General features: G+C 71.4%; 12 protein-coding genes and 1 tRNA gene. 8 read left to right on the top strand and 5 right to left on the bottom strand.

What is annotated here, in order from left to right:
* The first annotated feature begins 46 nt into the window (after nt 1–46).
* The 4 genes from ACP7BP_RS02045 (at nt 47) to ACP7BP_RS02030 (ending at nt 3,127) form a co-directional block, all read left to right on the top strand.
* Nucleotides 47–1,054 carry a hypothetical protein gene (locus tag ACP7BP_RS02045; RefSeq protein ID WP_426242004.1) on the top strand — a complete coding sequence of 336 codons (1,008 nt, stop codon included), beginning with the start codon at nt 47–49 and terminating at the stop codon, nt 1,052–1,054.
* 10 nt (nt 1,055–1,064) lie between these two features.
* On the top strand, nt 1,065–1,589 hold the full coding sequence (locus ACP7BP_RS02040; protein ID WP_426242002.1) for a DUF664 domain-containing protein: 525 nt from the start codon (nt 1,065–1,067) through the stop codon (nt 1,587–1,589).
* A 10-nt stretch (nt 1,590–1,599) separates the two neighbouring features.
* Nucleotides 1,600–2,649 carry a sulfotransferase family protein gene (locus tag ACP7BP_RS02035; RefSeq protein WP_426242001.1) on the top strand — a complete coding sequence of 350 codons (1,050 nt, stop codon included), beginning with the start codon at nt 1,600–1,602 and terminating at the stop codon, nt 2,647–2,649.
* A 100-nt stretch (nt 2,650–2,749) separates the two neighbouring features.
* A complete protein-coding gene (locus ACP7BP_RS02030) occupies nt 2,750–3,127 on the top strand; it encodes a VOC family protein (protein ID WP_426241999.1) in 378 nt (125 codons plus the stop codon).
* Between the two features lie 9 nt (nt 3,128–3,136).
* Here the strand turns inward: ACP7BP_RS02030 and ACP7BP_RS02025 are convergent, their stop codons facing one another.
* The 4 genes from ACP7BP_RS02025 to ACP7BP_RS02010 form a co-directional block, all read right to left on the bottom strand.
* Nucleotides 3,137–5,806: a stealth conserved region 3 domain-containing protein gene (locus tag ACP7BP_RS02025; protein WP_426241997.1), complete on the bottom strand. Its 2,670-nt coding sequence runs from the start codon at nt 5,804–5,806 to the stop codon at nt 3,137–3,139.
* Entirely contained in the window at nt 5,803–6,339 is a 537-nt protein-coding gene (locus ACP7BP_RS02020) for a hypothetical protein (protein WP_426241996.1), read from the bottom strand. Before ACP7BP_RS02020 ends, ACP7BP_RS02025 begins: the two co-directional genes overlap by 4 nt.
* A gap of 81 nt (nt 6,340–6,420) precedes the next feature.
* The gene (locus tag ACP7BP_RS02015) at nt 6,421–7,509 is read right to left on the bottom strand and encodes an ATP-dependent DNA ligase (protein WP_426241994.1); all 1,089 of its coding nucleotides are present in this window, start codon (nt 7,507–7,509) and stop codon (nt 6,421–6,423) included.
* A 409-nt stretch (nt 7,510–7,918) separates the two neighbouring features.
* Nucleotides 7,919–8,425 (bottom strand): hypothetical protein, encoded by a 507-nt coding sequence (locus ACP7BP_RS02010; RefSeq protein ID WP_426241992.1) that lies wholly within the window; start codon nt 8,423–8,425, stop codon nt 7,919–7,921.
* A 487-nt stretch (nt 8,426–8,912) separates the two neighbouring features.
* Between ACP7BP_RS02010 and ACP7BP_RS02005 the strand changes: the two genes are divergently transcribed.
* The 4 genes from ACP7BP_RS02005 (at nt 8,913) to ACP7BP_RS01990 (ending at nt 12,907) form a co-directional block, all read left to right on the top strand.
* The gene (locus tag ACP7BP_RS02005; protein WP_426241990.1) at nt 8,913–10,028 is read left to right on the top strand and encodes a glutamate--cysteine ligase; all 1,116 of its coding nucleotides are present in this window, start codon (nt 8,913–8,915) and stop codon (nt 10,026–10,028) included.
* A 269-nt stretch (nt 10,029–10,297) separates the two neighbouring features.
* Nucleotides 10,298–10,376 (top strand) — tRNA-Gln (locus tag ACP7BP_RS02000).
* Between the two features lie 36 nt (nt 10,377–10,412).
* Nucleotides 10,413–11,891 carry a bifunctional UDP-N-acetylglucosamine diphosphorylase/glucosamine-1-phosphate N-acetyltransferase GlmU gene (glmU, locus tag ACP7BP_RS01995; protein ID WP_426241988.1) on the top strand — a complete coding sequence of 493 codons (1,479 nt, stop codon included), beginning with the start codon at nt 10,413–10,415 and terminating at the stop codon, nt 11,889–11,891.
* Nucleotides 11,892–11,926: 35 nt separating this feature from the next.
* On the top strand, nt 11,927–12,907 hold the full coding sequence (locus ACP7BP_RS01990; RefSeq protein WP_426241986.1) for a ribose-phosphate diphosphokinase: 981 nt from the start codon (nt 11,927–11,929) through the stop codon (nt 12,905–12,907).
* A 19-nt stretch (nt 12,908–12,926) separates the two neighbouring features.
* Here ACP7BP_RS01990 and pepN read toward each other — a convergent pair whose 3' ends face one another.
* Nucleotides 12,927–15,350 (bottom strand): aminopeptidase N, encoded by a 2,424-nt coding sequence (gene pepN / locus ACP7BP_RS01985; protein WP_426241984.1) that lies wholly within the window; start codon nt 15,348–15,350, stop codon nt 12,927–12,929.
* Nucleotides 15,351–15,354 lie beyond the last annotated feature (4 nt).

The following is a 15,354-nucleotide window of genomic DNA, read 5'->3' as shown; positions in this document are numbered from 1 at the left end:
ACGTCCGAGGCCGCCGAATGTGCGCGAGCGGAGACACGCTGACCGCATGCTTCTCGACCACGATGCGCTCGTCCGGCTGAGGGCCGCCCAGTGTGGGGTGGTCGCGCGACGGCAGGTCCTCGACCTGGGGGGCAGCGACTCCGACATCGAGCGGCTGCTGCGCCGGCGCGAGTGGGTGCGGATGCATTCCGGCGTCTACCTCGACCACACGGGTGTGCCGACCTGGGAGCAGCGCGCCTGGGCCGCCGTGCTGTTCTACTGGCCGGCTGCACTGGCGGGTGCCGCGGCGTTGCGGGCGCACGGCGTACGCGACGTCACGGACTCCAAGGTCATCCGGGTCGCCGTCGACGGCAGCCGAAGCGTTCGGTCCTTGCCCGGCCTGCGTGTCAGCCGAGTGAGCGACCTCGACCGGCGGGCGCAGTTCCACCTGAGACCCCCTCGACTCCGGCTGGAGGAGGCGCTGGTCCAGCACGCGTCGACCCTCGACGAGGTCGGGGCGGTGGCCGTCCTCGCAGACGTGATGCAGACACGGCGTACGACGCCGGCGCGGGTGGTTGCTGCTCTCGATGCGCTACCGCGGCTGCGGCGCCGTGCGTTCCTGCGCAGCCTCCTCGACGACGTAGCGAGCGGTGCCTACTCGGTGCTCGAGCGGCGCTACCTGGTGGAGGTTGAACGCCCGCACGGCCTGCCGGCTGGCCGACGCCAGCGCCGAGCCGTCGCCGAGCACGGCGTGGTGTTCCGCGATGTCGAGTACGTCGCCACCCGAACCGTGGTGGAGCTCGACGGTCGGTTGGGGCACGAGGGATCCGCTCGGTGGACCGATCTCGACCGCGATCTCCATGCCGCCCTGGAGAACCGCATGACCCTGCGGATCGGATGGAAGCAGGTGCTCGACCCCTGCCGGCTGGCGGCGACGGTCGCTCGCATCCTGGCTGCCCGCGGCTGGCGGGGCCGGCCGCGAGCGTGCCGGGAAGGCTGTCCGGTCGCCGACATCGTGCGCTATCCCGCACGCCGCGCCGGAGATCCCACGGTGTCGAAGAAGGTGGCTGGCTAGCGTGGCGGTCATGGATGACGACGAGCCGCGCCACGACGAGACGCAGCTGTGGCCGGCGTACCTGCACTACTTCCGCGAGCAGCTGATCACCGGCGTGCTGGCGATGACTCCAGAGCCGCAGCGCGCGAGCCTGGTGCCGAGCGGCTGGACGCCGCTCGAACTGTTGAGCCACGTGCTGCACATGGAGCAGCGCTGGTTCGTGTGGGGCTTCCTGGGCGAGGCGGTCGACGACCCCTGGGGCGACTGGAACGTGCCGGAGCCGTGGCTCTCCGACGACGCCGACGAGACCCGGCCCTCTGCCCGCTGGGTCGTGGCCGACGACGTCACGGCCGACGACCTCGCCGGGCGGCTGCGCGCGCTGGGCCGGCGCACGTCGCAGATCCTGGCCGACCACGCCCTCGACGAGGTGTCGGCCGAGGGCGGACGCTTCGAGGACGACCCCGCCACGCTGGAGTGGATCTGCTTCCACGTCCTCCAGGAGTACGCCCGGCACGCCGGTCATCTCGACATCGTCGCCGAGCTGGGCGACCGGTAGCCTCTCGCTCGTGCCAGATCGCGTGAAGCTCGTCATCGTCACCGGCTCGGGACGCAGCGGCACGAGCAGCGTGGCCGGCGCCCTGAAGCGGCTGGGGCTGCACATCCCGCAGCCCGAGGTCGAGGCCGACGACGCCAACCCACGGGGCTACTACGAGCCGCTGTGGGTCACCGAGTTCCACAAGGACGTGCTCAACCCGGTGCCCGTGCGCACCATCGACACCCGCCCCGACGCCGGCGCGATCGCCGCCGAGGCGGGCTCGGCGCCCGAGGTCGAGGAGCGGCTCCGTGGGTGGCTCTCGGGGCAGCTCGACAAGCCGCAGATCCTCGTCAAGGACCCGCGCGCGTTCTGGATCCTGCCCGTCTGGACCAAGGTGGCCGCCGAGCTCGGCGCCGACGTCGTCACCCTCACGATGCTGCGGCACCCCACCGAGGTCGTGAGGTCCCGCGACACGGCGTACCTCACCGAGCAGGACGCGGCCTTCCGGCGTCAGCGCGAGACGGCCAACGTCGCCGCCTGGGTCAACGCGGCGTTCCAGACCGAGCTGGCGACGCGCGACCGGCCGCGGGCGTTCGTGCGCTACCCCGACCTGATCGAGGACTGGCGGGTCGCGATGGCCCGGGCCGGTGAGCAGCTCGGCATCACCTACGCCGCCGACCTGTCCGCACGAGAGCACCACGACGTCGACGACTTCATCGACGTGAAGCTCAACAGGTCGCGCATCACCTGGGACGACCTGGCCGTGCCGCCGGTGCTCCGCGACCTCGCCGAGCGGGCCTGGGACGCCATGAACGCGCTGGTCGACGATCCGCAGGATCACGCCGCGGTCGCGTCGCTGGGGCAGGTGCAGGGCGAGTACGCCGAGCTGTTCGACTGGTCGGCTGCCATCGCGATGGACGCGACGACCGCGAAGGTGGCCGACGGCAAGCGCGCGGTGCGCAAGCGCAAGGACGCGGAGCTGGCGGAGGTACGCCGCGAGCTGCACGCCCTGCGCGACGAGAACGCCCGGCTGCGCACCTCGCTCACCAACCGGGTGGCCCGGCGGCTCAGGCGTCGCTGACGCCGTACTCCTCGTGGCGGCGGCGGGCGTCGCCGCCGTGCTGGTCCGGACGCCTCGTCCGGCACACAATCAGTCATCTCCACGGAGAGGACTGATCGAGATGAGCGTCACGCTGAACCACACCATCGTCCACGCCAGCGACAAGCACGCGTCCGCCCGGTTCCTGGTCGAGATCCTCGGCCTGCCCGAGCCGACGACGTACGGCCCGTTCGTCGTCGTCCAGGTCGACAACGAGGTCTCCCTCGACTACGCCGACGACCACGGCGCGCCACACTCACAGCACTACGCGTTCCTGGTCGACGACGCGTCGTTCGACCAGATCAAGGCCCGGATCATCGACCGCGGGCTGACCTACTGGGCCGATCCCTTCCACCGCAGGGAGAACGAGGAGAACGCAGGCGACGGCGGCCGCGGGCTCTACTGGGACGACCCGGACGGCCACCGCCTCGAGATCATCACGGTGCCCTACGGCGGGTGACGCCGGCGCCTAGCGGCCGGGCGTCTCCCAGGGGGCGGCGACCGGGAAGTACGCCGCGAGGAACTCCGCCAGCAGGGCGTCGACCTCGTCGGCGTCGACGGCGAAGTCGTGGTGGTCGCCCACGCAGAAGAAGTCGTTGTCGCGGGCGCGCAGCTGCCGCAGCTGGCGGGCGACCCGGGCACTGGAGAGGTCGACGAACGCATGCGCGGCCTCGCCGCGGAACGCCGTACCGGTGATCAGTCCGTAGTGCTGGGCGAACGACGACAGCAGCGACACGTCGCCCGGCGAGCGGAACGGCGCCCGGGCGGTCGCGCTCACCGCCTCGCCGAAGCGCGACTCGATCTCGCGCAGCACCGAGACGCGCTGCGGGTGCGGCGAGTGGGCCATGACGTGGGTGATCGATGCGCCGAACGCGTCGTGCAGCAGTCTCCGGTTGTTGGCGGCGGCCTGGAGGAACGGCTTGGCGTCCGGCCCGGGCTCACCGATGAGGCCGTCGCCGACGAAGGCCGCCGCGTCGCCACCGGGGGTGAAGAACAGCTCGGGGCGCAGAGGCCGGCCGAGGAAGACGTCGTCGTTGAGGTAGATGAAGTGCTCGGCCAGGTCGGGCACCCGGTGCAGCGCCGTCTCGATCGCCTGGGAGTTGAAGGTCGGCAGCGCGTCGGCGGGCAGGATGTCGCGGTGGTCTACCACCCGGACCTGCGGGTGGTCGGCGAGCCAGGCCGGCCGCTGACCCGCGGTGACCAGGTGGATCGTGCGCACCCACGGCGCGAAGAGGTGCACGCTGCGCAGCGAGTGCCGCAGCTCGTCCCGGCTGCGGAACCGCGCCCGGCCGCTCGCCTCGCGTCGCTGCTCGTCGCCGCCGACGGCGGCCAGCCGTCGTTCACGCGCGGCATCCCATGCGTCGTCGTCGCCGTCGACCCAGGTGTAGACGACGTCGACCGGGAAGCGGCACTCGTCGACGGTCGGCCCGCTCACCACGTCGTACGACGGCACCTCGCGTCCGAGGACCGACACCGTCGTGTCGGATGAGCCCACCCGCTGCACGAGGCCGTTGGGCCGGGGGGCCACCAGGGCGCCGTCGCCGGCGCGGTCCCAGAACTCGATCTCGACGCCGCAGCGCTCGCCCAGGTGCGAGCGCCGGCCGCCCTCGCCGCGCGGCCACGGCTCGAGCACCAGCCGCGGCGTCATCGCGCGGCGCTGCAGGTCGATCATCGGCGCGACGGGAAGGCGACGCTCGGGCCAGCCGCGGTCGCCCGGGTCGCGCAGCGACAGGTGAGCAGGCGCCGTGAGGGCGTCGAGGAAGGCGGCGCGGCGCTCGGTGGGCACCACCACGGTGGCCTCGAAGCGTTCGTGCGGGGGGATCACGAACCAGCCCGGCCCGGCGGCCTGCGCCGCGTCGACCGCGAGCCCGAAGGCCTCCGCGCGGGCCTGCTCCGGCGTGACCAGGGGAGCAGTGCCGACGCGCTCGCGGGTGTGCGGACGGTCCCACCGCGGCGGGCGCTCGCCCGACGCGTGTCTCGCCACGGCCTCCAGGAGGATGGGCTCCCAGCGCGCGGCGATGGTGTCGGCGTCGTACTGCCTGGAGGCCTCGAGGGCGCCGGCGCCGAGCCGCTTGAGAAGGTCCTCGTCGCCGGTGAGCCCGTCGAGCGCGGCGGTCAGGCCGGCCTTCGCGCCGGCGGCCACGAGCAGCCCGCTGACCTCGTGCTCGACCAGCTCTCGTGGACCCGACGGGCAGTCGTAGGTCACCACGGGCACACCGGCCGACATGGCCTCCTGGGCGACCAGCGGGAAGCCCTCGGTGCGTGAGCTGAGCGCGCAGATCGACGCAGCAGCCCACTCGGTGGCCATGTCGGTGACCGCGCCGGGCAGCTCCACCCGGTCGGCGAGCCCGGCCTTGGCGACGTGCGCCTCCAGCTCGCCGCGCAGGGGTCCCTCGCCGAGGACGCGCAGCCGCCAGCCCGGCCGGGACTCCGCGATCTCGCCGAACGCACGGACGAGATGGATGAACTGCTTCTCGGCCACGATCCGGCCCGCCGCCACGATCAGCCTGGAGTCGAGCGCGGAGCGCGGCTGAGGGGTCTCCGGCAGGGGATTGGGTACGACGACGATCTCCGGCGCGACCGGACCCAGCTCGTGCGCCAGCCAGGTCGCCGAGGCCTCGGTCAGCAGCGCGACCGTGTCGGCCCGCGGGGCGAACGCGAGCAGCGGCTCCAGGCCGCCGACCCGGTCTGCGGAGGAGCGGTGCTCCTGGTGCACCACGGCCACGTCCGTGGGCACCAGCTGAACCGCCGCGGCGAGCAGCGCGGGTGTGACGGTGACCAACACGTCGGCCTCGATACCGGGCAGGTAGGCGTTCATCGCCGCATCTGTCTCGGCGTCGAACTGGCCGTCCCACCGGGCCGGCACCAGCACCGACGGCGCCGGCCTGCCGTCGCGGCGGCGTACGTCGAGGAGGTGGTCGACCGCCACGGCGAGATCGACGGGGTAGTGCGGGGAGTCAGCGGAGCGGGTGACGCTGACCAGGCGTACGTCGTGACCCCGGCGGGCCAGCGCGTTGGCCTGGGTGATCGCCGATCGCGACGTGCCACCCATGCCGTCGAGGTTGAAGACGCAGAACGCGACGCGCAGGCGGTCGTCGCGGCCGTTCCGGACGAGTCGCAGCCGGGGGGCGAGCTTCACAGCCCGGTGACGCCCTCGCCGCCGCCGGCCTGCTCGTCGAAGTTCTCGTGCTCGAGGAGATGCAGCACGGGTACACCGATCTTGCGGCGGGCCCGGGAGGTCCAGTCGACGTGGAAGAACTCGGCGACGACGTGCGGGCGGGTCAAGATGATGGCCTCGCGGCCGTCGACCTCGGCGACCTTCCGGGCGAGCGCGTCGATGGGCGACTCGGTGACCACCTCGCCCGTGACGTGGGCGCCGGAGGCCGCGAGCGCCGCGAGGGTCGTCTTGAGGTCCTCGTCGGCGCGGTCCTGACAGTCCTTGCGGACGGCGTCGAGGTCGACGTCGCTCATCACCATCGCCGGGGAGGCCATCACCTCGCCGGCCGCCAGCGAGCCCATCGCCGACTCGACGCGCGCCGAAGCGTCCTCGAGCGGGAGCAGGACGTGGTAGGTCACCGGCTGGTCCAGCCCCTCGTGCAGCGAGTGGACCTGTGCCCCGTCAGCCGGCGAGAGCGCCTGCTCGACGAGCAGTACGACGTCATAGTCCTGCATGGCGTTCCTCCGTGCGGCGGGCGATTGGGTCGTTCTCGATCCTATCGCCGCTCCCAGCCCGCGACGCCCGCTCCGTCCACGTCAGCCGCCGAGGACCGTGGCGAGGTCGTAGGACACGGGCTCCTCGAGCTGCTCGTAGCCACACGACTCCGGGTCGCGGTCGGGCCGCCAGCGCTTGAACTGGGCGGTGTGCCGGAAGCGCCGGCCCTCCATGTGGTCGTACTTCACCTCGAGCACCCGCTCCGGCCGCAACGGCGTGAACGACAGGTCCTTGCCCGCGCTCCACCGGCTCTGGGTGCCGGGGACCCGGTCGGGGTTGGCTGTCAGGAACTCCTGCCAGCGTCCCCACGGGTGCTCCTCGATAGGGCAGACGAGTCCCTGCAGCTCCTCGATCAGCTCGGCGCGGCGGCTGGCGGTGAAGCTCGCGGAGACCCCGATGTGCTGCAGCTCGCCGTCGGCGTACAGGCCGAGGAGCAGGCTGCCGAGCAGCGGCTTCTCGGCCGTGGACGTCTTGTGCTCGCGGTAGCCGGCGACGACCACGTCGGCGGTGCGCTCGTGCTTGATCTTCAGCATGGTGCGCACGTTCTCGGCGTACGGCGCGGCCAGCGGCTTCGCGATCACCCCGTCGAGCCCGGCGCCCTCGAACTCGGTGAACCACTGCTCGGCCTCCGCCGGGTCGGTCGTCGTGCGAGTCAGGAAGCAGGGCCCGGCCAGACCGCTGAGCGCCGACTCCATGGCCGCCCGGCGGTCGGCGAACGGCCGGTCGACGTACGACTCGTCGCCCAGGGCCAGCAGGTCGAACGCGACGAAGCCGGCCGGCGTCGTCTCCGCGAGCATGTCGACGCGCGACTTGGCGGGATGGATGCGCTCCTGGAGGCTCTCGAACTCGAGCCGCTCGCCCCCGTCGGCCGTGCCGAGCGCCACGAAGAGCTCTCCGTCGAGCACGCAGCGCTCGGGCAGCTGCTCCTTGACGGCCGCCACGATCTCGGGGAAGTAGCGGGTCAGCGGCTTCGTGTTGCGGCTGGCCAGCTCGACCTCGTCGCCGTCACGGAAGACGAGGCACCGGAAGCCGTCCCACTTCGGCTCGAAGCTGTAGCCGTCGTCCCGGGGCACACTCTCGACGGGTTTGGCGAGCATCGGCTGGACGGGCGGCATCACGGGCAGGTCCACTCTGACCACGATAGGGCTCGTGTCATGTTGCGGTCACTCGCTGAGACTCGGGGCATGTCGGAGCCGCGCCTTCCTCACTCGCCAGGTGCGTTTGCTCGCAGTCGGCGAAGGACACCCGCTCGTGGCTAGGACGCTGCTAGGCGCATCAGCGGGGTCAGAGCGGCGACAGTGACTTCGGCGGGGTGCGCGTTGGCCGGCACCGGTGGACGGCGCACCGACCACGGGCAGCATGCCGGCACCGCGGCTCCGTGTGCCGGGGCGACCCCTGCGAGCATCGGCTGGACGGGCGCCACAACAGGCATATCCATGACGCGGCCGCAGCCTCGTCAGACGAAGCCTCGTCAGACGAAAGAGGCACGGACGAGAATCGGGTCAATGGCTCCCCGTAGGGCATCGCCCCTGTCACGGGTTAGGCGATTTTCGCGAAGACGTATTCGTCGTACTCGGTCGAGATCCGCCAGAGGCCACCCACGATGGCCGACGTGGGAACTACGGCGCATTCGTTGCCGGTCGCGCTGGCACCCGGATACAGGTCGTCGATGTCGTCACTGCTGTTGGGGATTACTCCACACCACTGGTCACCGCTCATTCGGTCGTAGATCACCCCGTCGCTGCCGAGGAAGTCGATGTCCACGTCGAGCCAAGGCGCCTCCTGCGTCGCACCCCGGTAGGTGAACGTGACCGGCACCGTGACGTAGGCCCACCCGTTCAGCGGGGCCTCGTTGAACATGTTTGCTGTCCGGATCTCGGGCCAAGCATCGGTATCAGTGGGGCTGAGAACAAGGCCCCAGTCTCCCTGAGTGAAGCCCGTGGCAATCGGGAACGGGTTCTCCCGCGTTCCGAGAGCGGGAGGTGGCTGCACCGCCGGGATGCGAATGCCGACACGCCGCGTCGGCGTGGTGACCTTGCCCAACACGGACCTGCCCACCACGCGGCGTGGCGCGAGGACGCGGTAGGCGACCCGCGCTCCAGGTACTCCGGTGGCGACGGCCCGGAAGGCGAACCGCCCGTTGGCGGCGGTCTTCTTGGTGGTGACTCGCTGCCACGATCCACCCGTGGAGCGCTGCAGTACGACGGGGCGGCGGACTGCCAAGGACGGAACCCTGCCCGTCAACTGCACGGTGCCGCCGGAGGACACCGTCGATGCAGAGGAGCTCAGGGTCGCCGTGGATCCGGGTGCCGCCAAAGCCCCGGGACTCGACACAAGGCCGACCATTGAACCGATGATGGCGACGGCGATGGTGAACCTGGATACACGCACTTGTTCGACCTCTGAGGAGTTGGGTGACGAGGGCGGTGACGCTAGCGCGATGTGATGGGATCGGTGATCCCTTTGGAAGAACTGCCCAGCGCCACCTTCCTCGATCGGTGTGCTCTCACCTGGACTCTGCGACGATCAGCGGGTGGCCATCGACTTCGCACGATCGGAGCGCGACACGCTCGGCGTCGAGTGGGAGTTCGCCCTCGTGGACCGGCAGACCCGCGACCTCGCCAACGCGGCCGACAGCGTCTTCCAGGCCTACCAGGGCCGGCACGGCGCCAACCCACGACTGCATCGCGAGCTTCTGCGCAACTCCGTTGAGCTGACGACCGGCGTGTGCCGCACCACGGGCGAGGCGGTCGCCGACCTCCGGGACCTCGTCGACCAGGTGCGGCCGATCGCGCGCGAGCTCGGAGCCGACCTCTACTGCGCCGGCACCCACCCGTTCGCCGAGTGGTCGGAGCAGCTGCTGACGCCCGGGCACCGCTACGAGGAGCTCATCTCCCGCACCCAGTGGTGGGGACGGCAGATGCTGATCTGGGGCGTGCACGTGCACGTCGGGGTGCGTCGTGAGCACGTGGTGCCGATCGTGTCAGCCCTGCTCAATCAGTACCCGCACCTGCTCGCCCTCTCCGCCTCCTCGCCCGCGTGGGCCGGCCAGGACACCGGCTACGCCAGCAACCGGGCGATGATGTTCCAGCAGCTACCCACCGCCGGGCTGCCGTTCCAGTTCGAGAGCTGGCCGCAGTTCGAGGCCTACGCCGGCGACCTGCTGACCACCGGCGTGATCGAGGAGATCAACGAGATCCGCTGGGACGTCCGGCCCGCGCCGCACCTGGGCACCGTGGAGGTGCGCATCAGCGACGGCGTCTCGACGTACGACGAGATGCGGGCGCTGGTCGCGCTCACGCACTGCCTGGTGGCCGACCTCGGCGACCGCCTCGACGCGGGCGAGGAGCTGGCCACCATGCCGCCGTGGCACGTGCAGGAGAACAAGTGGCGAGCGGCCCGCTACGGGCTGGACGCCTGGATCATCCTCGACGAGGCCTCCCACGAGCGGCTGCTGCTCGACGACCTCGACGACCTCCTCGAGCGGCTGGCTCCCGTCGCCCGGCGCCTCGGCTGCGCCGACGACCTGGCCCTGGTCGAGGAGATCCCGCGAAGGGGCGCGTCGTACCAGCGGCAGCGGCGCGTCGCCGAGGCCACCGGCGGCGACTGGGTCGCCGTCGTGGACTCGGTGGTGGGGGAGCTGTCGTGATCGTTGGGATCGGATCGTTGGGATACCCGGGTACCCGGGTATCCCGTCGCCTCACGGGGGTTGCAACCCCCGTGAAGCGCAGGCAAGCCCCGGTAACCTCCCCATCCGGCGGTGACTGGGTCGCCGTGGTGGGCTAGTTGTTGGGATACCCGGGTACCCGGGTATCCCGTCGCCTCACGGGGGTTGCAACCCCCGTGAAGCGCAGGCAAGCCCCGGTAACCTCCCGATCCGGCAGGGATCCGCGGCGGGCCCTAGTCTTGTCCGGTCAATCCCCGGTTGGTCTGCCGGCAGGGCCCGCCTGACTTTGAATCAGGACTAGCGACGTAGGTTCGACTCCTACCCGGGGAGCTGCGAGCAAAGCGACCCCATGGGGAAGGCAGGAGCATGGACAACCTCACGGTGATCGTCCTGGCGGCGGGTGGTGGCACCCGGATGAAGTCGAAGACGATGAAGGTGCTCCACCCCGTGTGTGGGCGCTCGATGATCGGACACGTGCTCACCGCGGTCAGTGCGATGGAGCCGCAGCGGATCGTCGCTGTGGTCGGCACCCAGCGCGAGCAGGTCGGACCGCACATCCAGGCCCTGGTGCCCGATGTGCTGCTGGCGGTGCAGGAGCGGCAGGACGGTACGGCGGACGCCGTCCGGGTCGCGATGGAGGCGGTCGGGCACACCGACGGCACCGTCATCGTCGCCGCGGGCGACACCCCGCTGCTGGAGGGCGAGAGCCTGCGGGCGTTCGCCGCCGAGCACGAGGCCGCGCAGCGGGCCGTGAGCATCCTGACGGGACTGGTGGCCGACCCGTTCGGCTACGGCCGCGTCGTACGCACCTCCGAGGGCGACGTCGAGGCGATCGTCGAGGAGAAGGACGCCAGCGACGAGCAGCGCGAGATCCGGGAGATCAACTCCGGGATCCTGGCGTTCGACGCGGAGTTCCTCGTCGAGGCGCTGCCGCAGATCGGCAACGACAACGCGAAGGGGGAGTACTACCTCACCGACGTCGTGCGCATTGCCCGGGACGCCGGCCTGACCGTCGGCGCGCACACCATCGACGACGTCATGCAGACCGAGGGCGCCAACGACCGCGTCCAGCTGGCCGAGCTCGGCCGCGAGATGAACCGCCGCATCGTCACCCGCTGGATGCGCGACGGCGTCACGGTCATGGATCCCGCCACCACGTGGATCGACGCCGACGTCGTGCTCGGCCAGGACGCCACGATCCTGCCCGGCACCCAGCTGCTCGGCGCCACGGTCGTCGGCGAGGACGCCGTCGTCGGGCCCGACTCGACCCTCAAGGACTGCGAGATCGGTGCCGGCGCCCGCGTCGTACGCACGCACGGTGAGCTGGCGGTCATCGGCGACGAGGCGACCGTGGGACCGTTCTCGTTCCTGCGGCCCGGCACCGTCCTCGGCGCCGGCGGCAAGATCGGCGGCTTCGTCGAGACCAAGAACGCCCGGATCGGCGCCGGCGCCAAGGTGCCGCACCTGTCCTACGTCGGTGACGCCGAGATCGGGGAGGGCACCAACATCGGCGCCGGGACGATCTTCGCCAACTACGACGGCGTCGAGAAGCACCGCACCACGGTGGGACGCCACGCCCGCACCGGGTCCAACAACACGTTCGTCGCACCCGTCTCGATCGGCGACGGCGCCGGGACCGCAGGAGGCACGGTGGTACGCCGCGACGTGCCTCCCGGGGCCCTGGCCGTCAGCAGCGGTCCGCAGCGCAACATCGAGGGCTGGGCGCAGTCCAAGCGGCCCGGGACCGCTCAGGCCGAGGCGGCCGAGAGCGCCGGGCAAGCGGCTGATGAACGACAGGTGGACCCCGGGGTTGGGGCCGACGCCTCGGGTGGGACAGAATCCTGAACGGCACTCCACCCCCGATCGAGGAGCCACCCACCGTGAGCGGAATGAAGCGGACCACCGAGAAGAACCTGATGGTCTTCAGTGGCCGGGCGCATCCCGAACTCGCCGAGGAGGTGTCCACCCTGCTCGGCTGTGGTCTCGTGCCGCAGTCAGCGTATGAGTTCGCCAACTCCGAGATCTACATCCGTTACGAGGAGTCCGTGCGCGGCTCCGACGCCTTCGTGCTCCAGAGCCACACGGCGCCGATCAACGAGTGGATCATGGAGCACCTGATCATGGTCGACGCCCTCAAGCGGGCGTCCGCCAAGCGGATCACGGTGGTCATGCCGTTCTACGGCTACGCCCGGCAGGACAAGAAGCACCGCGGCCGGGAGCCGATCTCGGCCCGGCTGATGGCCGATCTCTTCAAGACCGCGGGCGCCGACCGGCTGATCACCGTCGACCTGCACGCCGACCAGATCCAGGGGTTCTTCGACGGCCCCGTCGACCACCTGATGGCGCTGCCGATCCTGGCCGACTACGTGCGCGAGAAGTACGGCGACCAGCGCCTCGCCGTCGTCTCCCCGGACGCCGGTCGCATCAAGGTGGCCGAGCGCTGGTCGGCCCGCCTGGGCGGCGCACCGCTGGCCTTCATCCACAAGACGCGCCGCACCGACCGGCCCAACGAGACCGTGGCCAACCGCGTGGTCGGCGAGGTCGCCGGACGCATGTGCGTGCTCGTCGACGACATGATCGACACCGGTGGCACGATCGTGAAGGCCGCCGAGGCGCTGATGGCCGACGGTGCCGCCGGCGTGATCATCGCCGCGACCCACCCGATCCTCTCCGGCCCGGCCGTCGACCGGCTCAAGAACAGCCCGGCGACCGAGGTCGTCGTGATGAACACCCTGCCGCTCTCCGACGACCAGAGGTTCGACAGCCTCACCTGTTTGTCGATCGCGCCGCTGCTGGCGCGCGCGATCCGCGAGGTCTTCGAGGACGGCTCGGTCACGAGCATGTTCGACGGGCACGCCTGAGGCGTCCGGGGCAGCAGCCTCAGCCGCGCAGTCGCAGCGCCACGTCGAGGTCGTCGAGGCGGTCGTTCCAGGTGCGGGCCAGCACGGTCGTGACGCCCGCCTCGAGGCGCGCGGCCAACGCGTCGCGCAGCCCCTGCAGGTCGGCCGTCGCGAGCGGCAGGAACGGGAAGGCGTTGCCTACCACCAGGCTGTAGGCCTGCCCGCGGCGCTCGGCCACGGCCGGTGTCTCGGCGGCGTACCTCGCGAGGTACGGCGCGACGAGGTCGGCCTGGCCCGCGGTCCAGAAGCCGGCGGCCGTCGCGGTGAACACGCGGTTGGACGGCTCCCCGTCGTACATCTCCACCCAGGCCGCGGCCTTCGCCTCGGCGGTCGGGATGGCCGCCCTCACGGCGCGGGCGCCGAGCTGTCCCGACGCCGTCGGGTCGTCGGCGAGCTCGGCGTCGATGATCGTGGGATCGGCACCCAGCGCCACCAGGCGGCGTACGACGAGCCAGCGCAGGTCGCGGTCGAGCTCGAAGCCCTCGACCCGCCCGGAGGCCAGCCACTCCCGGAGCAGGGCGCTGTCGGAGGTGGTGTGCGCCAGGCCGCGGGCGGCGGCGACGGCGAGCGCGGGCTCGAGCGGCCCGGCGAGCGCCAGCGTGCACGCCGCGGCCACCACCTCCTCGGCCCCGGCAAGCGCCTCCGGGGTGAGCAGCGGCGTCACCACGAGGTCGGAGGTGAGGCTCAGCGCGCCCTCGAACACCATCGGGTGCCGCTCGACGGACAGGTGCCGCGCGACCAGGCCGAGGAGGTCGTCCACCGGCAGGGTGCCGGCGCGCGTCGACGACACCGCGCCCCACCAGGCGACGGCCCGCGCCAGCGGGTCCTGGATCGACGAGAGGTGCGAGCGCAGGAACGCCCACGTCTGCTCGTCGAGGTCGAGCTGTGCGAAGGTCTCGTCGCCGGAGTTGGGCAGCACCGCGCGGCCGGCGTACTCCGCGAGCTCGACGGGCTCGTCGGCGAGGTCGACCAGGCGGCTTCCGACCAGCCGGCCGTCGTCGTCGTACGCCGCCACGGTGAGGCGGTGCGGTCGCGAGCCGTCGCGCTGCAGGACGGGGACGTCGCCGCGGCGGGTGACGCGGAGCGTGTCGAAGCCCGTGGTGCGCAGCCACCGCTCCGCCCAGGTGCGCACGTCGCGGTCGGACACGTCGTCGAGCGCCGTCAGGAAGTCCGACAGCGTCGCGTTGCCGAACGCGTGGGCGCTCAGGTAGGCGTTCGCGCCGGCGACGAAGGTCTCCTCGCCGAGCCAGGTGACGAGCTGGCGCAGGGTCGCGCTGCCCTTGGCGTAGGTGATCTGGTCGAAGTTGCCGAAGGCGGTGTCGACATCGACCATCGACTCGGCGTCCTCCGCGATCGGGTGGGTCGAGCGGCGGGCGTCGGCGCGGTATCCCGTGGTCTTGCGGCGCAGCGCCACCGAGGTCCACGCGTCCGGCTCGCCCACCGCGTGCAAGGCCACGTGGAAGCCCATGTAGTCGGCGAACGACTCGTTGAGCCAGGAGTCCTCCCACCACGCGAACGTCACCAGGTCGCCGAACCACATGTGCGCCATCTCGTGCGCGATCACGCTCGCCCGGGCGACCCGCTGCATCGGGGTGGGCTCGCCGCGGAAGAGCATCTCGTCGCGGAACGTCACGGCGCCGGGCGTCTCGAGAGCACCCCAGTTGTGCTCCGGCACCAGCACCTGGTCGTAGGAGTCGAAGGCGTACGCCGGCGCGAACGTCGCGGTGTAGTGGTCGAAGCACGCCTCGGTGATCCTGCGCAGCACCTCGGCGTCCCGGTCGAGCAGTGGCGCCAGAGAGCGGCGCGCGTGCCAGCCGAAGGGCAGCCCGGCGTACTCCCAGGTGACGGAGTGCCAGGGCCCCGCACAGAGGACGAAGAGGTACGGCGAGATGGGGGGTGTCGTGGCGAAGGTCCAGTCGCCGGCGTCGCGGGTGCCGACGCCGTTGCCGATCACGATCCAGCTCTCGGGAGCGATCGCCGTGACTGCGAGCGGGGCCTTGATGTCGGGCTGGTCGAAGCAGGCGAAGACGTGGTGGGCCATGTCCATGCCGAGGTAGGCCGACACGTAGGTCTCCCCGTCCGCCGGGTCGGTGAACGTGTGCATGCCGTCACCGTTGGTGACGTAGGGAAGGCGGCCGCTGACGGTGATCTCGTGAGCGCCGGCGGCCAGCCCGGTGAGGTGGATGCGGTGGTCGCGGTGCTCCCACGCGTCGGCGCCGGTGACCTCGACCTCGGTCGCGTCGAAGAGCTCGAGGAAGGTGCTCGTCCCGTCCGCCAGGCACGTGAAGCGGACCGTGGTGGTCGACTTGAACGTGTCCCGGTCGGTGACGTCGAGGTCGATGTCGTAGGCCACGTCCGTGACGAGGGCGGCGCGGGCACGGGCTTCGCTCAGGGTGAGGGACACGGCC

This window comes from Nocardioides sp. LHG3406-4, assembly GCF_049897745.1.
GTDB lineage: Bacteria > Actinomycetota > Actinomycetes > Propionibacteriales > Nocardioidaceae > Nocardioides.
This window is presented reverse-complemented; position numbering and strand designations above follow the sequence as displayed.